This window comes from Heyndrickxia sp. FSL W8-0423 (assembly GCF_038009395.1).
Classification (GTDB): Bacteria; Bacillota; Bacilli; order Bacillales; family Bacillaceae_C; genus Heyndrickxia; species Heyndrickxia sporothermodurans.
The window spans coordinates 529,212-545,761 of sequence record NZ_JBBPBE010000001.1; the positions used below are offsets into that span (position 1 = coordinate 529,212).

General features: G+C 36.7%; 16 protein-coding genes. 7 read left to right on the top strand and 9 right to left on the bottom strand.

What is annotated here, in order from left to right; genetic code table 11:
* Positions 1–67: 67 nt before the first annotated feature.
* Positions 68–1,561 (bottom strand): response regulator transcription factor, encoded by a 1,494-nt coding sequence (locus MKY81_RS02595; RefSeq protein WP_107957906.1) that lies wholly within the window; start codon positions 1,559–1,561, stop codon positions 68–70.
* 335 nt (positions 1,562–1,896) lie between these two features.
* On the opposite strand from MKY81_RS02595, the gene MKY81_RS02600 reads away from it, so the two are divergent.
* From MKY81_RS02600 to MKY81_RS02610, 3 genes are read left to right on the top strand one after another with little or no spacing between them, the layout of a single operon-like run.
* Positions 1,897–2,502, top strand: a complete 606-nt coding sequence (locus tag MKY81_RS02600; protein WP_108073590.1) for a DUF6230 family protein — start codon at positions 1,897–1,899, stop codon at positions 2,500–2,502.
* A gap of 30 nt (positions 2,503–2,532) precedes the next feature.
* Positions 2,533–2,946, top strand: coding sequence for a DUF6114 domain-containing protein (locus tag MKY81_RS02605; RefSeq protein ID WP_244913547.1), 414 nt, complete (start codon positions 2,533–2,535; stop codon positions 2,944–2,946).
* A gap of 24 nt (positions 2,947–2,970) precedes the next feature.
* Positions 2,971–3,834: a hypothetical protein gene (locus MKY81_RS02610; protein WP_341116572.1), complete on the top strand. Its 864-nt coding sequence runs from the start codon at positions 2,971–2,973 to the stop codon at positions 3,832–3,834.
* 27 nt (positions 3,835–3,861) lie between these two features.
* On the opposite strand, the gene MKY81_RS02615 is transcribed toward MKY81_RS02610, so the two are convergent.
* Complete coding sequence (locus tag MKY81_RS02615; RefSeq protein WP_108073586.1) at positions 3,862–4,266, bottom strand: VanZ family protein; 405 nt, start codon at positions 4,264–4,266, stop codon at positions 3,862–3,864.
* A 15-nt stretch (positions 4,267–4,281) separates the two neighbouring features.
* Positions 4,282–4,947 (bottom strand): SOS response-associated peptidase, encoded by a 666-nt coding sequence (locus tag MKY81_RS02620; protein ID WP_108073584.1) that lies wholly within the window; start codon positions 4,945–4,947, stop codon positions 4,282–4,284.
* A 200-nt stretch (positions 4,948–5,147) separates the two neighbouring features.
* Here MKY81_RS02620 and MKY81_RS02625 point away from each other — a divergent pair, with 200 nt between their 5' ends.
* Both MKY81_RS02625 and MKY81_RS02630 read left to right on the top strand, forming a co-directional pair.
* Positions 5,148–5,423 (top strand): hypothetical protein, encoded by a 276-nt coding sequence (locus MKY81_RS02625; protein ID WP_108073582.1) that lies wholly within the window; start codon positions 5,148–5,150, stop codon positions 5,421–5,423.
* A gap of 213 nt (positions 5,424–5,636) precedes the next feature.
* Positions 5,637–7,211 (top strand): IS1182 family transposase, encoded by a 1,575-nt coding sequence (locus tag MKY81_RS02630; protein WP_341116575.1) that lies wholly within the window; start codon positions 5,637–5,639, stop codon positions 7,209–7,211.
* 138 nt (positions 7,212–7,349) lie between these two features.
* Here MKY81_RS02630 and MKY81_RS02635 read toward each other — a convergent pair whose 3' ends face one another.
* The 6 genes from MKY81_RS02635 to MKY81_RS02660 all read right to left on the bottom strand — a co-directional run bounded on the left by MKY81_RS02635 (position 7,350) and on the right by MKY81_RS02660 (position 14,413).
* Positions 7,350–8,351, bottom strand: a complete 1,002-nt coding sequence (locus tag MKY81_RS02635) for an ABC transporter ATP-binding protein (RefSeq protein ID WP_108072941.1) — start codon at positions 8,349–8,351, stop codon at positions 7,350–7,352.
* Positions 8,352–8,367: 16 nt separating this feature from the next.
* On the bottom strand, positions 8,368–9,369 hold the full coding sequence (locus MKY81_RS02640) for an ABC transporter ATP-binding protein (RefSeq protein ID WP_108072939.1): 1,002 nt from the start codon (positions 9,367–9,369) through the stop codon (positions 8,368–8,370).
* A 35-nt stretch (positions 9,370–9,404) separates the two neighbouring features.
* Entirely contained in the window at positions 9,405–10,334 is a 930-nt protein-coding gene (locus MKY81_RS02645; protein WP_108072938.1) for an ABC transporter permease, read from the bottom strand.
* On the bottom strand, positions 10,334–11,263 hold the full coding sequence (locus MKY81_RS02650; RefSeq protein ID WP_108072937.1) for an ABC transporter permease: 930 nt from the start codon (positions 11,261–11,263) through the stop codon (positions 10,334–10,336). Before MKY81_RS02650 ends, MKY81_RS02645 begins: the two co-directional genes overlap by 1 nt.
* A gap of 74 nt (positions 11,264–11,337) precedes the next feature.
* Positions 11,338–13,044 (bottom strand): peptide ABC transporter substrate-binding protein, encoded by a 1,707-nt coding sequence (locus tag MKY81_RS02655; protein WP_244913521.1) that lies wholly within the window; start codon positions 13,042–13,044, stop codon positions 11,338–11,340.
* Between the two features lie 451 nt (positions 13,045–13,495).
* Entirely contained in the window at positions 13,496–14,413 is a 918-nt protein-coding gene (locus tag MKY81_RS02660; RefSeq protein WP_066227538.1) for a DUF1002 domain-containing protein, read from the bottom strand.
* A 185-nt stretch (positions 14,414–14,598) separates the two neighbouring features.
* On the opposite strand from MKY81_RS02660, the gene MKY81_RS02665 reads away from it, so the two are divergent.
* Positions 14,599–15,063, top strand: a complete 465-nt coding sequence (locus MKY81_RS02665; RefSeq protein ID WP_066227541.1) for a hypothetical protein — start codon at positions 14,599–14,601, stop codon at positions 15,061–15,063.
* 215 nt (positions 15,064–15,278) lie between these two features.
* Positions 15,279–16,541 carry an L-lactate MFS transporter gene (locus MKY81_RS02670; protein ID WP_108072936.1) on the top strand — a complete coding sequence of 421 codons (1,263 nt, stop codon included), beginning with the start codon at positions 15,279–15,281 and terminating at the stop codon, positions 16,539–16,541.
* Positions 16,542–16,550: the final 9 nt, after the last annotated feature.

Consider the following 16,550-nt stretch of genomic DNA (forward strand, 5'->3'; position numbering starts at 1 on the left):
TAAATGAAAGGGAAAATAAGGCACCCCTGCACAAAAAAACTCACCAAAATTGATGAGTTTTTAACTTCTACTTTATAATTCCTAATCGAATTGCCTTAACAGCAGCTTCCGTTCTATTTCTAGCATTTAATCGCTTCATAATATTTGATACATAATCACGTACCGTATATTCACTTAAATGAAGTGCCTCAGCGGCTTCCGTTGTGGAGGCTCCTTCCGCAAGTAATTCCAACACACTAATTTCTCTTGAAGATAGCAATGGATCTTTTGATGGCCAATGTTCAGGTTCAGTAAATTTTGATAAAAGTTCTCCTGCACCTTGACCAAATTTTAATAATGCCGCAAATGTATTGCTGTCAACATCAAAAAACTTTCCTGGGCCTCTATCTAAAAAAGCAGCGCCAATAAGCTTACCATCAGCGGGGACATAAATCGGTGCAACAACCACGGATTCTAGTTGGAACGTTTGAACATAGCGATAAGGAAATTCCTCCGATGCATGTGAAAAATACATGGGCTGAAAATTCTTTAATGCTTCATTTGCAGGATTTAATCGTGCTAAACTTTTATATAATGAAGGAAAATTATCAATATTTTCTTTAATACTCCGAATTTCTTCATCATTAAAATGATAGCCGAAGAGTCCCTGTCCTTTTTCTTCGATGTTCGAATAGCGAAAAATTGCACATCTCTCAAATGGCAAATAATGTGCATATCCGTAGGCAATATTTTTAATTGCCTCATCCAAATTTTTCGAACGCATTATCCATTCATTAAATAAAATAACCGCATCTTTCCAATGTATTTGATAGTTTTCTTCTTCAATTTGCAGCACATGCATTGCATATGTCAAAAACGGAACGATAGACGATCCATCATGATTATTGATACAAAAGAGCAAAGTTTCATTTTTCCAAGGGATAGGAAAAACATCGCTTCTTCCCTTTTTCCCTCCTGTTTTTTGCAATATTTCTTCAGTGATTTGGAACCATGATGATGCTATTACTTGGAATTTTGTTTCCATTGATAAACCTGTAATTTTTTTTAATTGATACCCATTTTCCACATGCTCCACTCTAGCTATCCATTCAATATCTAATTGCTCTGATCGAACCATCTGTTCACATAGTGAATCGATATGAAACTTGTCATGTTTTGTAGATGCAAGCATTTCTTCGCAAATTTTTGAAAACAAAAACTGGACAGAAGGATGCAAATGAAATGAACGGGTCGTATTTAATTTAATTACTTTATGTACAGCATTTTCTAATAGTGACAAAATAAAAATTAATAAATTTGGTTCTGGCGGTCTATGAAATTGTTGAAACCACTCGGTCCGTATATCACTAATTAAATGGTCGATATTTTGTTCACTCATTTTTAGGAATTGAGAAAAGAATGAAAAAGCGAACTCAAATGCGTGCGCAGATTTTTTATGATGAATTTTCATGTATTCCAAAATGCCTGCCCATTCTTTAATAATTTGGTCTTGATGATCACATAAAAGTTCAACGCCATTCTTCAACACTAGTTTCATATGATTATTTAGTGTGAGATTCACCATTCTCTCCCCTTACTTTCCTGCATCGATATATTTTTTGAACATTCCGTCTATATTTTATAGTATCATAACGTTCCTTACTTAAGTCCTTTTTCTTACACGAAAATTAGATTAAATTTGACATAACTTCTCGAAAATTGTCATTAACTGGAACACGACATTTGTAGGGAATGAAAAATTGATTTTCCTACATATATAGGAATTCAGTATTCACACTTTTTTGAATAAAATTTAAGAAAAAAGGTTTGAAACCGCTTGCAAAGGGGGTGTTTGCCAAAACAGAGACCTGATTATCCAGTTAATACGTTAAACACGAAGAAGGGGTGAAGATCTAAATGAATGAGGCAATGGTCTTACAGGGGAAAACATCAAAAAAGCATTTCTTAATTGCACTATTAGCGGGTTTTTTATTTCTTGGGTCACTACTAACAGTGTTTGGAGCAACAGGTGTTGCCTATGCAATGCCGATGGGTGGTATTGGAAAGTTCAATGTATCGTTTGATGAGATGCAAGGGAAAGGGTTCAAATTGTATGGGTCCCTTTACGGTGAACCGAGCAAAGGTGCCGACCATGTAAAGCCAGTATTTGTAAATGATATTAAAGAAGTCACTATTAAAGGGTTAAAAATATCAAAAGAAGTCTCACTTCCGCTTCTCGGTGATTACACAGTGATGATTACTGCTGGTAACGGCAGTGTTCCTGTTGAATTAACTGGTCTTATTCAAAAAGCGGCACTTGTACAAGGAAATGCTCAATTTACAAATATGAATATAAGCGAAAATTATGTTCAAGCAAATGATCCAGAAGCTGCTAGCAAAGCTTTTACACAAGGTGCAACAACCGTCACAATCAAAAACGGTAGCCTTGATACACATTACCTTTTCCAACAAGTAGCTAAACTACCTGGATTGAAAGTTGAATTTATTAAAAAAGGCAAATAAACATTGGCTCTCGCTAGGAGTTGAAAAAGAATGAAACAAACGATTAGACAGCGTTTTAAATACTGGAGAATGAGCCGACCATTTTGGGGGGCGACTTTGTCGCTCCTTTCTGGTCTTATTATTTTATATGTACCTTTGCAGTTAATTCAAATCGCCTTTGCCCCTGGTAATTTAGTTGTCATCGGAATTATTTTCGGCGGCTTAATTGTCCTTTTAGGAATTTTAGGCTATATTTTCCCGAAATTTCATACGGTATTTGGAATTTTAACTATTTTTTTATCCGTTTTATCTATTATGGGAGCATTAGGTGGCTTTTTTATCGGGACGATTCTCGGAATTATTGGTGGTTCCTTTTCTATCGCCTGGAGAACTGTACCGGTTTCTACTAACAAAAAACAAACAGAAGAAGATCAAACAATTCAAGAAATTGCGGCAAGTAAATGAATCATTCGAAATTTGGTGATAGCTATGTTAAAAAGAACACTGCCTTTTATTCTTATCCTTTATATTCTTTGTAGCGGGACATGGATTCATCCATCTATTGCTGAAAGTTCATCATCGGAAGGTTTTATCATTGAGGCGGATCGTGTTGAAGGAGTAATAAGCTTGCCTAGTATTGTCACCGGCGAGACATCCCATTCACCCAAAAAAGTCATGCTTCGTCTTTGCTTTGCGAAATCAACGATTTACGGAATGAAATTATCTAAAGTAAGCAACGGCATTACTATGCAAATGGCATCAAGTGGACCGGATGAGTTAAGCAAGATGTGCGCAGACGTGACGAAGCTGTCATTTGATGAAATTTATATCCCTCGCGTTGGTGAAATCGGCCTAAAAAATGTCCGACTGGTCGCACATAAGCAAACAGCAGATCTTGCTTCATTGCCAAATTTGGATGTACGATTTGCCCAAAATAACTTCCAAACAACTTCAGACAGTGAAGAACATTTAAAACTGTTGAATGAAAAATTAACAGCACTTCTTAAAGAAAATCCGGATCAGCACACCTTTCCAATTACGATGGATGATCTTCTAAATGGAAAGAAAGATCCGGAAGGTGAAGAAACAAATGATCCGAACAAAGATACACAAAAGGATGAAACAAAAACAGAAGATAACAGCAAAAAGGAAGAACCCAAGGAAAAAAATGAGGATAATTCTCAAAAGGATGATGCCGCCGATCAGCCAAAAGAGGATTCACAACAAGACGAGGATCCCCCAAAGGATGACTCCCAAATTAACGATGAAAAAAGTCAGCAACCGGATAACCCGGAAAATGACGGCGGAAATGATAATGGCACGAATGTAAATGATTCGAGTAACAATCCATAATCACTTTTGGAGTAGATTCGCTATGAACTACTCCTTTTCTTTTTCTTTAAAGATTGCCCGAATAATGAGCATTGCCAGCAATGCTCCACCAGAATCTAGTAAAACATCACAGACCGAAGCTGTCCGATTTGGAACGAGCGATTGATGATACTCATCACTTGCTGCATATAGGGTCGTTAAAAACCATGCGAAAAATATCTTATTTCTGCTAAACGCATTATATAAAAAGATCCCTAATAATCCAAATACGCTAACATGGGCTAGCTTTCGAATAATAAAATTCAATACGCCCGCTGCCTCACCTTTTAATCCCGTTATTCTTTCAATTATATTCAATGTATTGGAGCCAGTAGATTCCGGTGCCGCTGTGAAATTATAAATAATGATGCACATGATGATGGCTAATACCCACCATATTGTTCGTTTTTTCATTCTATCAACCTTTTCTTATAATGAATTTAGTATTTCTGCCCCTTCATTCTTTGGACTATTAACTATTTCTGATATGGTGTAGGCCTCCATTAAAGTGGAGTCGAACGGTGATAATAATGATTTTAATTGCTTTTCCTCCTGAATAGACCTATCCAACCAGACTTGTTCAGATTCTTTCGTTAAGATGACAGGCATTCTGTCATGAATATCCCGCATTAATTTATTGGCCTCTGTTGTAATAATCGTACACGATTGAATCGTTTTTCCTCCTTGATTCCAACGATCCCAAAGACCAGCGAACGCAAAGGGTTGTTTATCTTTTAAATGAATGTGGTACGGTGTTTTTCGATTCCCTTCCTTTTTCCATTCATAAAAACCATCGGCGATGATTAGGCAACGTCTTCTCGCTAACAACCGTTTAAAGCTTGGCTTTTCATCAATCGTTTCTGCTCTCGCATTAATCATTTTATAACCGATCTTTGGATCTTTTGCCCATGAAGGAACTAACCCCCAACGCAAGAAACCACCACGATTTCCCTTTTCTCCTTCAACGATCGCCAATACTTCTTGACTAGGTGCAATATTATATTTAGGCGAAAACTCAATCATTTCCCAATTTGTAAGATCGAACCGCTCCATTAAATCTTCAATGCTTGAATATAAATTAAATCGGCCGCACATACCCTACTCCTCCAAAGTAGTTTTTTACCTATCTTATTCTACCTTAAAAAAGAGAATTTTTCCTATTCCTAACGAAAATTCCTAAAAGGACTGAAAAATTTTTAAAAAAGAAGGATTTTAAATGAACATAGCGAATATTCATTAAATATACATATTTTAGACACAAAATCGACAAAATTAACTAAAGGATGGTGTCTTACATGAGTGTTCGTTTAAATTTATATTCCTTTTTATTATGTATAGGCTGTACACTTCTGTTCATGATTGCATACATCACGAATTTCCTTCATTCCATTCAGTTTACCGTTATTCAGCCTTTATATATTACATTAGCATTATCAATTGTTATTCTTTATCTCGGTGTGATTGGTTTGTTTTCAGTGAAAGATTGGAAGACTGGACTAAGAAGTATGTTAACGATCGTAATCTCCCTTGGAATCTCAGCTTTACAATTGTATATGATTATATTTAATTAAGAAAAGCGAAAAGCGCTTTGTTCAGCTCAGATAAGCAAATCTCTTTTAAACAAAAAGAGGCTGGGACAAAACCCACCTCTGAGATGAAAAAGCCGGTGAATTTTTACGACGAGTAAAATTTCACCGGCTTTGATTATTTTTTGAATAAAAATAAGGACCACTTCTGATAAAATTAAGTTACCACACCAAATAAAATCAGAAAGAAGGATCCTTATGTTTAAAAATTATACCATGAATCAATTAGTTTTGCCTTTAGATTTAGAAGTAAAGTTACAAAAAAATGATATTGCCTTCCATGTTCATCATTTAGTTGAAAGTATCCCTCATGAAGCGTTCGAACCATTTCAGAGAAATGATGGCTGTCCTGCCTACCATCCACGCATGATGCTTAAAATTATCTTATGTGCCTACACGCAATCTGTTTTTTCAGGGCGAAAAATTGAAGCCCTATTAAAAGACAGTATCCGTATGATGTGGCTAGCTCAAGGGCATGAACCAAGCTACCGAACAATCAACCGATTCCGTGTTCAACCAGAAGTGAAAAATTTAATTCGCCAATGTTTCGTCCAATTCCGTTGCCAATTAATTGAAGAAAAACTGATCGATCAAGAAGCAATTTTTATCGATGGTACAAAGATTGAAGCGAATGCAAATAAATTTACGTTTGTCTGGAAGAAGTCGATTGAGAAGTATCATCAAAGTTTAATTGAAAAGTCAAACCAGCTATATGATGAGCTTCTTGAGAATGAAATCATACCTGAAATCGAACGTGAAAGCGATGAACAGTTATCATTGGAAGAGCTCGCTCAATTGGTTCAAAAAGTGGATGATGTCGTAAACGAGTATGATAAACAAATTGAAGCATCATCGGATGTTCCAGAACGAAAAGCTTTAAGAAATGAACGCAAATATCCGAAAAAAGTGCGTAAACAGTTGATTGATTTTATCGTACGAAAACAGAAATACCAACGAGACCTTGAAATCTTTGGTACACGTAATAGCTATTCTAAAACAGATCCAGATGCGACATTTATGCGAATGAAAGATGATTATATGAAAAATGGACAATTGAAGGCTGGTTATAATACACAAATCGCAACGGAAGGTCAATATGCGCTTGCCTATGGATTATTCTCAAACCCAACAGACACACGTACGTTAATTCCCTTTCTAGATGAGATTGAGCAGGATTATTTCGAGTTACCGGAACACATCGTCACAGATGCAAGTTATGGTAGTGAAGAAAATTATAATGATATCCTTTTGAACAGAAAACGTGAAGCACTTATTCCTTATACGCTGTATATGAAGGAAAAAAAGAAAACCTACAAACAAAACCTATTCAATCCAGACAACTGGCCGTACGATGAAGAAACAGATACCTATACATGTCCAAACCAGAAACATCTTACATTTCACGATTATTCTGTCCGTACTGATCGTACAGGATTCCAACGGAAGTTTAAAATCTACGAGTGCGAAGACTGTTCGGACTGCCCATTCCGTTCCTCCTGTACCAAAGCAAAAGAAGGCAACAATCGAAAACGAATGGTGAATGAAAAATGGGAACAACAAAAAGAATATGTAAGAACGAAGCTTTCAGAAGAGAGAACGGGTGCGATCTATCGAAAACGCAAAATCGATGTGGAACCAGTTTTTGGATTCTTGAAGGCTAATTTGCGTTTCACACGATTTTCCGTACGAGGAAAATCGAAGGTAGAAAATGAAATGGGCTTTGCATTAATGGCAGTGAATTTAAGAAAATACACTGCCCAACAACTAAGGTAATAGAAGAATTACACGTAAAAAAAAGAAAAAGGTGAATTTGAGTACACTCAAATTCACCTTTTTCACTATTTGAAGCTAGTTATGTCCCAGCCTCTTTTAAACAAAAAACTGAGACATTATGTCTCAGTTTTTTTGCTTTTAATTATTTTTATTATACAAGTGACAGCTCACGAAATGTCCTGGTTTTGCTTCATGCCATTCTGGTTTCTTTTGTGCGCAGATGTCCATGGCGTGCATGCAGCGTGTTCTAAAGACACAGCCGCTTGGCGGGTTAATTGGACTTGGTACATCCCCTTGTAAAACAATTCTTTCCCTTTTTAATTTAGGGTTCGGGATCGGTACTGCTGATAGCAGTGCTTGAGTATACGGGTGTAGGGGTTCATTATATAATTCTTCGCTTTCCGAAAGCTCCATCATATTCCCTAAATACATAACAAGGATACGATCGGAAATATATTTAACCATCGATAGGTCGTGCGCGATAAATAAATACGTCAGCCCCATCTCTTTCTGTAAATCTTTAAGTAAATTAACGACCTGCGCTTGAATCGAAACATCTAGAGCTGAAATCGGTTCATCGCAAACGACGAATTTAGGATTTAATGCCAATGCTCGGGCTATTCCAATCCGTTGACGTTGTCCACCACTAAACTCATGTGGAAATCTGTGGATATGTTCTGGATCTAGTCCAACTAGCTTTAATAATTCTAATACACGTTCACGTTTCTTTTTTCCGTGTAATAATCCATGAATTGCGATTGGTTCACCAATAATCTCTTCAACGGTCATTCGTGGATTTAAGGAAGCATACGGATCTTGAAATATCAATTGTATTTCTTTACGTACCTTGGCCATTTCACTACTATTATTCTCATAAATATTTTTACCTTTAAACAAAACTTCGCCTTCCGTTGCCTCATATAAACGAATAATCGTCCGGCCTGCCGTCGACTTCCCACAGCCACTTTCTCCAACTAGTCCAACCGTTTCCCCAGGGTAGATATCTAGGTTAATTCCATCTACGGCTTTCAACGCCTGATCACCAGAACCGAAGTACTTCTTTAAGTTTTTTACTTCGATAAGAGGAGTAAGAGTGCTCGTCTTGTTCGTATCATTTGTCTCAATTGTTTTCGAATTCATCTAAATCTCCTCCTCACTATTTACCACTAGCCTTTTTCATGGTGGCCATTGGATGATGGAGCCAGCATGCAGCAGTTTGACCTTTTGCTACCTCTGCCAGCTCTGGTGAATAATCTTTGCAAATTCTCATCGCAGACTCACATCTCGCATAAAAAGAACATCCTTTTGGCGGCTCTAATAAATCTGGCGGTGTACCAACAATTGGTGCAAGCGGTTCATTTTTGTTCATATCCAATCTCGGAACAGATTTTAATAACCCTTTTGTATACGGATGCTGTGGCTTTTCAAAGATTTCCTCAACAGTTCCTGTCTCTACTACTTTTCCGGCATACATAACAATCACCCGATCACACATCTCCGCAACAACACCTAAATCATGTGTAATTAATATAATAGAAGTTTCTGTTTTTTGTTGCAGATCTTTCATCAGCTCTAATATCTGTGCTTGGATCGTTACGTCTAGTGCGGTTGTTGGCTCATCGGCAATTAGTAGTTTCGGTCGACAAGCGAGTGCCATCGCAATCATCGCCCTTTGTCTCATTCCACCTGAAAATTCGTGCGGATACTGATCCAATCTTTTTTCAGGCTGTGGAATTCCTACTAATTCGAGCATTTCCTTTGCAACCATCCATGCTTCTTTTCGTGTAACTTTATTATGCTGAAGAACAGCCTCCATTATTTGGCTTCCTACTTTACTCGTAGGGTTTAAAGAGGTCATCGGATCTTGGAAAATCATACTTATATCATTCCCTCGAATCCTTTGCATCTCTCTTTCACTTTTAGGAATTAAATCTTGTCCATTAAATAAAATCGATCCACTTTTATATTTAGCTGGTGGAGTGGATAGTAGTTTCATAATCGATTTGGCTGTGACACTTTTCCCACAACCCGATTCCCCTACTATCGCAATCGCTTCCCCCTGCTTCACTTCAAAACTAACTCCTCGAACCGCTTGGACTTCACCCGCATAGGTCCCAAAGGAAACATGTAAGTCTTTAACTTCTAGTAAATTACCCATGATGTGTTCCTCCTTTTCTCATATTTGACCCCACTTTATCTCGGATCAAGCGCATCTCTTAAACCATCACCGAAGACATTGAAGGCAAACATGGTTAAAGAAATTAAAATTGCTGGAAATGCAAGCTGATAAAAGTTTCCAACGAGGATGCTTTGAAGTGCATCACTTGCCAATGTACCCCAGCTAGCCTGTGGAGCAGGAATTCCTAAGCCAAGAAAGCTTAACGTTGCCTCACCAAAAATCGCAGTCGGAACAGTTAATGTAATATTTACGAGAATCGGACCCATTGTATTTGGAATCATATGCTTTCTTAAAATCCAAGATGTTTTACCGCCTGCTACTTCTGATGCATGTACATATTCATATTGTTTCAACTGCAATACTTGTCCACGTACAAGCCTTGCCATGGGTATCCATCCAGTAATCGTCATCGCAATGATAATCGAGAACATTCCTCTTCCTTGTTCTGGAAAAACAACCATAATGAGAATAACCATTAGTAAATATGGAATCGCATACAAAACCTCTGCAATTCGCATCATCACATTATCGGTTCTTCCCCCTCTAAGCGCAGATATCCCACCGTATAAAACCCCTATAATAAAGTCAATTAAAGCTGCAGCTAATCCAATAAATAAGGAAATTCTTGCCCCGGACCATGCACGAGTAAATAAATCTCTACCTAATGAATCTGTACCAAACCAATGCTCCCCATTCGGTTTCACATTTTTCTGGGTAAAATCCATTTCATCGTATTTATAGCCGTTCAAATGCGGCCCAATAATCGCCATTATGACTAAAAGGATAATAATGACTAATCCAACTAAGGCCAATTTATTTCCTTTCAACCGTCTCCATACATTCGCCCAATAGGATGTCGTGGGGCGAGCAATTTTCTCAGCTTCTTTGAAATTATCCTCCGCCGGTAAGAACAACTCTTCTGATAACTTTAATTCATTTGCCATTATTTACTCTCCCCTGTCACTTTAATTCTTGGATCAATCCATGTGTAAGCAATGTCCACAATAAAAATGAGAAAGATTAGAATGGCGCTATAGAAAACAGTCGAACCAAGGATTACAGGATAATCACGGTTGAAAATGCTTTTTACAAACATTTCTCCCATGCCTGGTATTCCAAAGATGTTTTCAATAATAAAGCTTCCCGTCACAACATTTGCGATTAATATCCCTAATACGGTCGTAACCGGTAGAATCGCATTTCTAATTGCATGCTTGATAAGAACCATGCTTTTGCCTAATCCTTTAGCCTTTGCAGTCAAAATATAATCTTGACCAAGTACTTCAAGCATACTGGAGCGCATAAGTCTTGCAATATAAGCCATTGGAGATACTGCTAAGGCGACAGATGGCAAAACAGTATGGGCCCACGATTTCCAAGTAGCAACAGGGAATATCTTCCACTCTACTGCAAAATAATTGATTAATATTGTAGCTAAAATAAAGCTTGGTACAGAAATACCAATGATTGCAAGTATCATAGAAAGATAATCCGGCCAACGGTTTTTGAAAATTGCTGCAATTACTCCGAAAAATAAACCAAACGGTATAGCAATAACCATTGCTTGAAGACCTAAGTGCAGTGAAATAGGAAATCCATTTCGGATATAATCATTAACTGTTATTGATTGAGATTTTATTGAAGGTCCAAAATCTAAATGAAGCAAACCTTTTATATATAAGAAATATTGTACTATTTTAGGTTTGTCCAAATTATAGTACGCTTTGAGGTTATTAAGTACCGCTTCAGGCATTGTTCCTTCTTTAGCAAACGGATTTCCTGGAATGTTATGCATAATAATAAAAGTAATCGTGGTAACCGCCCAAATCGTCACAATAGCCCACATTAATCGTTTTAAGGAATATCTCAACATTTTTATTCACCCTCTCTTAAGAAAAAGCAGGGTATGCCTTTTAAGGACATACCAACTGCTTTTAATTGTGTTTTTTATTTCTCAATATCAGCATAGATGTATTGAGGGTATCTATTGATCGGTGTGAAGAAACCTGTAACATTTTCTTTTAATACATAAGGTTTTGTATAGAAATAAACAGGGATTACAGGCATTTCTTCCATTAGAATTTTTTCCGCATCATGCATTGCTTTCATACGAACTTCATTATCTATAGATTTTTTAGCTGTATCAATTAATTTATCGTATTCTTTGTTATTGAACTTCGCATCATTTTGTGGACCAGTTGATACCCATAAATCCATAAATGTCATTGGGTCTACATAATCTCCAATCCAGCCTGCACGGGAAACCTCATAATCTCCAGCGTGCTCACGGTCAATCTTCACTTGGAATTCGACATTTTCGAGTGATACATCAACACCTAGGTTTTTCTTCCACATTTGTTGGACAGCTTCTGCAATCTTTTTATGACCTTCATTAGTGTTATAAAGAATTGAGAATTTTGGCATCTTGCTCATTCCCTCTTCTTTAAGCCCTTCTGCAAGTAGCGTTTTCGCTTGGTCTACATCTTCACTAAATAGATCTCCACCCTTTTTTTGGTAATCAGTAGATTCATCCTCAGGGATACCTGGAGGTACAACTGAATATGCAGGCTGTTGTCCACCTTGCGCTACACTATCAACAATGGCTTTACGATCAATTGCCATTGATAAAGCTTTTCTAACTTTTGCATTAGTAAAAGGTTTTTTATTGTTATTCAAATTATAGTAATAAGTCGCTAAATCCGGACTGTTATGAAATTCTTTATTATCTTTGAGCGTTGGAAGAACGTCTTGTGGGATAGGATAAACCATGTCAAGTTCTCCATTTTGATACATTTGATATGCAGTCGATTCATTATCGATTACTGCAAAATCTACCTCATCAAGTTTAATGTTGTCCTTGTCATAATAGTTTTCATTCTTTTCAAGCTTTAAGCTTTCTTTATGCTTCCATTCTGTTAACTTAAATGCACCATTTGAAACGTAGGATGATGCCTCTGTATACCATTTTGGATTTGCTTCTTGTACTTTTTTATTAATCGGATAATAAGTATAGAAGTTTGTTAAATCAAGAAAATATGCTGTTGGTGCTGAAAGAGTTACGACCAATGTTTTGTCATCAGTTGCTTTAACTCCTACTTTATCTTCTAAAGCTTTTAACTCTTTATCTTGTTTTGCTAATTTTTTTGGATCTTTTGATTTCGTTAGCTTGTAATTATTATATTCTGATCCACCTTTAAGATAATATAGTTGGTAAGCATAGTCCGAAGCTGTTTTTGGGTTCAATGCATATTTCCACGCATATTCGAAATCCTCTGCAGTAACTGGATCTCCATTTGACCATTTAATTCCATCTCTTAAATGGAATGTCCACTTTAAGCCATCTTTGCTTGGTTCCCATTTTTCTGCCATACCTTCAACAATTTTGCCTTCTGGTGTTTTCTTTGTAAGACCTTCAAAAGTACCCTCTAATACCCATGAATCATGTGTTCCTTGCGCTTTTCCCGGATGAAGGGCACCAGGTTCTTCCGTGTTATTCAGCCTTAATACTTTTGTTCCTTTGCTTTCTTCAGTTTTTTTGCCACTGTCACCATCTGCTGGCTTTGCTGTTTCTTCCTTCCCTCCGAAACAGCCGGCTAGCATTAACATTGCTGCTAGAAAAACCGCAAAAAATGAATAAAAAGACTTTTTCTTCAAGCTCTTTCCCCCCTATTTCTTTTTGTTTAGGAAAGTCAGTTTTGACTTTCCAATAGGATATGAGTCGACATGCCTAATAATAAAACTATTAGAATAATCCCATCTATATTCCGAAGTGAGAAAAATTTTTCTCAAAAAGCTTTTCGGCAGACGAAACATTCAACTATCAATTCAAAATTGATAGTACTTTGGACACGCGACCCATACTTCGGATAAAAATTTTGATTTTTTTATCCTATGATATATCAAAATATACAGTAAATTTAAATTATCTGTCAATAATTTATTCAAAATTTGTTGAAAATTGAATATAAACCGAATATTTAGATGTATCACAAAAAACACTAGTAACATCTGCTTATTATTTTTACAACTATTGGTATAATTGTTCACAAAAAAAGATTGGCCAACTTAATTATGACCAATCTTTTTTATAGATTACTATCTATTATTAAAATAGACTTCCAAAGAAATCAGCGATCGCTTGAAAAATCTTTTTAAAGAAATCGGCTACTCCTTGCCAAAATCCTTTGTCCCCTGTTGCATCCTGTAGTTTCTTTTTAATATCATTTGCGATATCTCCAAGTTGACTCTTTACATTATCAAAATTAATATCCAGATTTCGCATTTTATCAAATAGTTTTACTAGAAGCTCGCGATCTTCCGGGCTTAATTGAATGTTTAATGATTTGAGCTTATCATCGATAATTTTTTCGATATCTTCTTTTGTAGCTGGTTTTTGTTTCGCTATTTCTTCTTTAATTTCCGTTAGTAGTTGTGTGACCTTTTCTTGGTCCATTCCGTCTTTTTTCGCTAAGTCTGTTGCTAAACCAAGTTCTTCGTTAGCTACTTCCATTCGATCTTTGTTAAGATCACCGCCGCCTTTGTCATATGCTTTGTAAATACCTACTAGCGCTGAATGACCGCTAACCTTTATTGGTGAAGCCACTTCCACATCCGCGTCCTCTACTCCCGCTGTAAGAAGCGCATTTGCATACATCTGGTCGGTAACCTCTGTAATATTGTCGGGAGTAACAATTGAAATGGCGAGACCTTCCCCTTTTTCTTTTCTTGTAATTTTTGCTGAGGAATACAGATTAGAATTTGGATCGCCATTTATATATTTTACAAGATCGGCCGCTGTTACTGTAACTTCTTTTACTTGGCTGCTGTCTGTTACATTTAGTAGTTCTTTTACTTTTTGCTTTTGGTCGGCAGATAGTTTTTCACCGTAGACAACAATCGGCAAGCCGAATTTTTCATTAATGCTGTCACTGTTATCATTACTAGATGCCTTTGCCACACTATTCATGCCTATTCCTAACATAAAAACCGCAATAAGAACTATTTTACTTATTCGTTTTAACATTTTATTCTGCTCCTTTAAGTCTTAAATAGCCCTTCCATGTTTTGAAGGTTGTCTTAAGTAAATCTATTTCGAAGGGCTATTTATTAGACGTTTTTCATTTTATTTAAGTTTCATTTTTTACCGATTGGGACGGCCCGTCATAATTCTTTCATTATCCACATACTAATTTAGTAGGTGATGAGAGTATGAGAAGAAAACGTAAACCCGCTTTAAAAATCATTGTTTTCACCCTTATTATTATTTTGCTGTGTCTATTATTATATGTCATCTTTTCGCAATCATCAAAAGACCGGGCAACAAGTTTAGTAGAAGACTTTTACCAATACGAGAAATCCGGGAATTTCGGTGGCTCTTGGACTCTTTTTCATCCATTGATGAAGAAAAAGTTTTCGCAGGAAGATTATATACAAAGACGTGCCCATGTTTTCATGCAAGATTTTGGCGCAAAAACTTTTTCCTATACAGTCGGGAAAGCCCATCATCTTAAGAGCTGGACATTTTCGAAAGAAAGTCCAAAGTTTAAAAACACGTATCAAGTACCGATTACACAAACATTTAAAAGTGAGTTTGGCGTGTTTACAATTCATCAAGATGTGTATGTGGTAGAGGAGAAGGATAAATGGTATATCCTATGGGCGTACAAAAAATAAGAATCACTAGCATGGTAGATAGCTGCTAGTGATTTTGTTTTTATCAAAATATTAAAATACTCCGCCATCTGGAAGCGTTTTCATGATAGTATAAAAACAAAGAATTGACACCTACTCCATTGGATAGACTCTGAATATATCATTGTTCATATTTTCTTCATAGATAGATGTTCTAAGAATACATATAGAACATAAAAGAAAATTGGAGGGGTTTCATGAAAAAAACAAAAAACAGGTGGTTGATTGCCTTATCCGGGGTCGGAATTCATATCTGCATTGGCTCTGTGTATGCATGGAGTAATTTCACTAACCCACTCATGAATGAGTTTGGATGGTCAGCTAGTCAGGTGCAAATGACATTTAGTGTTGCGATTCTCTTTTTAGGGCTTTCTGCGGCATTTTTAGGACATTTTGTTGAAAAGCATGGGCCAAGAAAAGCCGGATTGCTTGCCTCCATCTTTTTTGGGGTGGGTGTATTCGGCTCAGGATTTGCCGTTCATGCCGGCTCCTTACCTCTAATCTACCTTTTTTACGGGGTATTAGGTGGGATCGGTTTAGGTGTCGGATATATTACACCTGTTTCCACATTAGTAAAATGGTTCCCTGATCGACGCGGCCTTGCTACAGGGCTTGCGATTATGGGTTTTGGATTTGCTGCAGCGATCAGCAGCCCTATTATGGATGCCCTTATAAAATCATTCGGAATTGCTAATGCTTTTTTCATTTTAGGTGTTGCCTATTTCATCATTATGACTTTATCTTCCCTTTATCTTGAAAAACCTGCTGAAGATTGGAAACCAAAAGGATTTAAGGAAAATGCACAGAAGAAAGTCGTTACAGATTTATCACAATTAACAGCAAATGAATCAATTAAAACGACAAGATTTTATTATTTATGGATTATGTTGTTCATTAACACGACTTGCGGGATTGCCATATTATCGGCAGCAAAACCGTTAGCTCAAGAAAGTATTGGACTAAACACAACAGAAGCTGCTGCACTTGTAGGGATTCTTGGTTTGTTCAATGGCTTCGGTCGCTTAGGTTGGGCATCTATTTCCGATTACTTTGGTCGTGCAAATACGTATACAACCTTCTTTATTTTACAAATTATTCTTTTTGCCCTATTACCACATACAACGATATCTATCCTGTTCCAAATCATGTTAGCCATTGTTTATACATGTTATGGTGGTGGATTTTCTACAATTCCTGCCTTTATTGGAGATTTATTTGGCACAAAACAACTCGGTGCAATCCACGGCTACATTTTAACCGCCTGGGCCGCAGCCGGCCTGGCAGGACCTTTATTTGCAGCATGGATTAAAGATGTTACTGGCAGCTATGCCAATAGCCTCACCTTTTTCTCGGGATTATTCGTACTCGCCTTCATTATTTCTTTAGTCATTCGTATAGACATAAAAAAATTAAAAGAAAACAAAATCCGTCAATCATCTAATACCGCTTCACATATTTAATATAAAGAA

Excerpts from the sequence above, each read along its gene's own strand:
- MKY81_RS02670 (WP_108072936.1), top strand. The coding sequence starts at position 15,279 with ATGAAAAAAACAAAAAACAGGTGGTTGATTGCCTTATCCGGGGTCGGA.
- MKY81_RS02660 (WP_066227538.1), bottom strand. The coding sequence starts at position 14,413 with ATGTTAAAACGAATAAGTAAAATAGTTCTTATTGCGGTTTTTATGTTA.
- MKY81_RS02630 (WP_341116575.1), top strand. The coding sequence starts at position 5,637 with ATGTTTAAAAATTATACCATGAATCAATTAGTTTTGCCTTTAGATTTA.
- MKY81_RS02600 (WP_108073590.1), top strand. The coding sequence starts at position 1,897 with ATGAATGAGGCAATGGTCTTACAGGGGAAAACATCAAAAAAGCATTTC.
- MKY81_RS02635 (WP_108072941.1), bottom strand. The coding sequence starts at position 8,351 with ATGAATTCGAAAACAATTGAGACAAATGATACGAACAAGACGAGCACT.
- MKY81_RS02615 (WP_108073586.1), bottom strand. The coding sequence starts at position 4,266 with ATGAAAAAACGAACAATATGGTGGGTATTAGCCATCATCATGTGCATC.
- MKY81_RS02610 (WP_341116572.1), top strand. The coding sequence starts at position 2,971 with ATGTTAAAAAGAACACTGCCTTTTATTCTTATCCTTTATATTCTTTGT.
- MKY81_RS02665 (WP_066227541.1), top strand. The coding sequence starts at position 14,599 with ATGAGAAGAAAACGTAAACCCGCTTTAAAAATCATTGTTTTCACCCTT.
- MKY81_RS02625 (WP_108073582.1), top strand. The coding sequence starts at position 5,148 with ATGAGTGTTCGTTTAAATTTATATTCCTTTTTATTATGTATAGGCTGT.
- MKY81_RS02650 (WP_108072937.1), bottom strand. The coding sequence starts at position 11,263 with ATGTTGAGATATTCCTTAAAACGATTAATGTGGGCTATTGTGACGATT.
- MKY81_RS02640 (WP_108072939.1), bottom strand. The coding sequence starts at position 9,369 with ATGGGTAATTTACTAGAAGTTAAAGACTTACATGTTTCCTTTGGGACC.
- MKY81_RS02605 (WP_244913547.1), top strand. The coding sequence starts at position 2,533 with ATGAAACAAACGATTAGACAGCGTTTTAAATACTGGAGAATGAGCCGA.
- MKY81_RS02620 (WP_108073584.1), bottom strand. The coding sequence starts at position 4,947 with ATGTGCGGCCGATTTAATTTATATTCAAGCATTGAAGATTTAATGGAG.
- MKY81_RS02645 (WP_108072938.1), bottom strand. The coding sequence starts at position 10,334 with ATGGCAAATGAATTAAAGTTATCAGAAGAGTTGTTCTTACCGGCGGAG.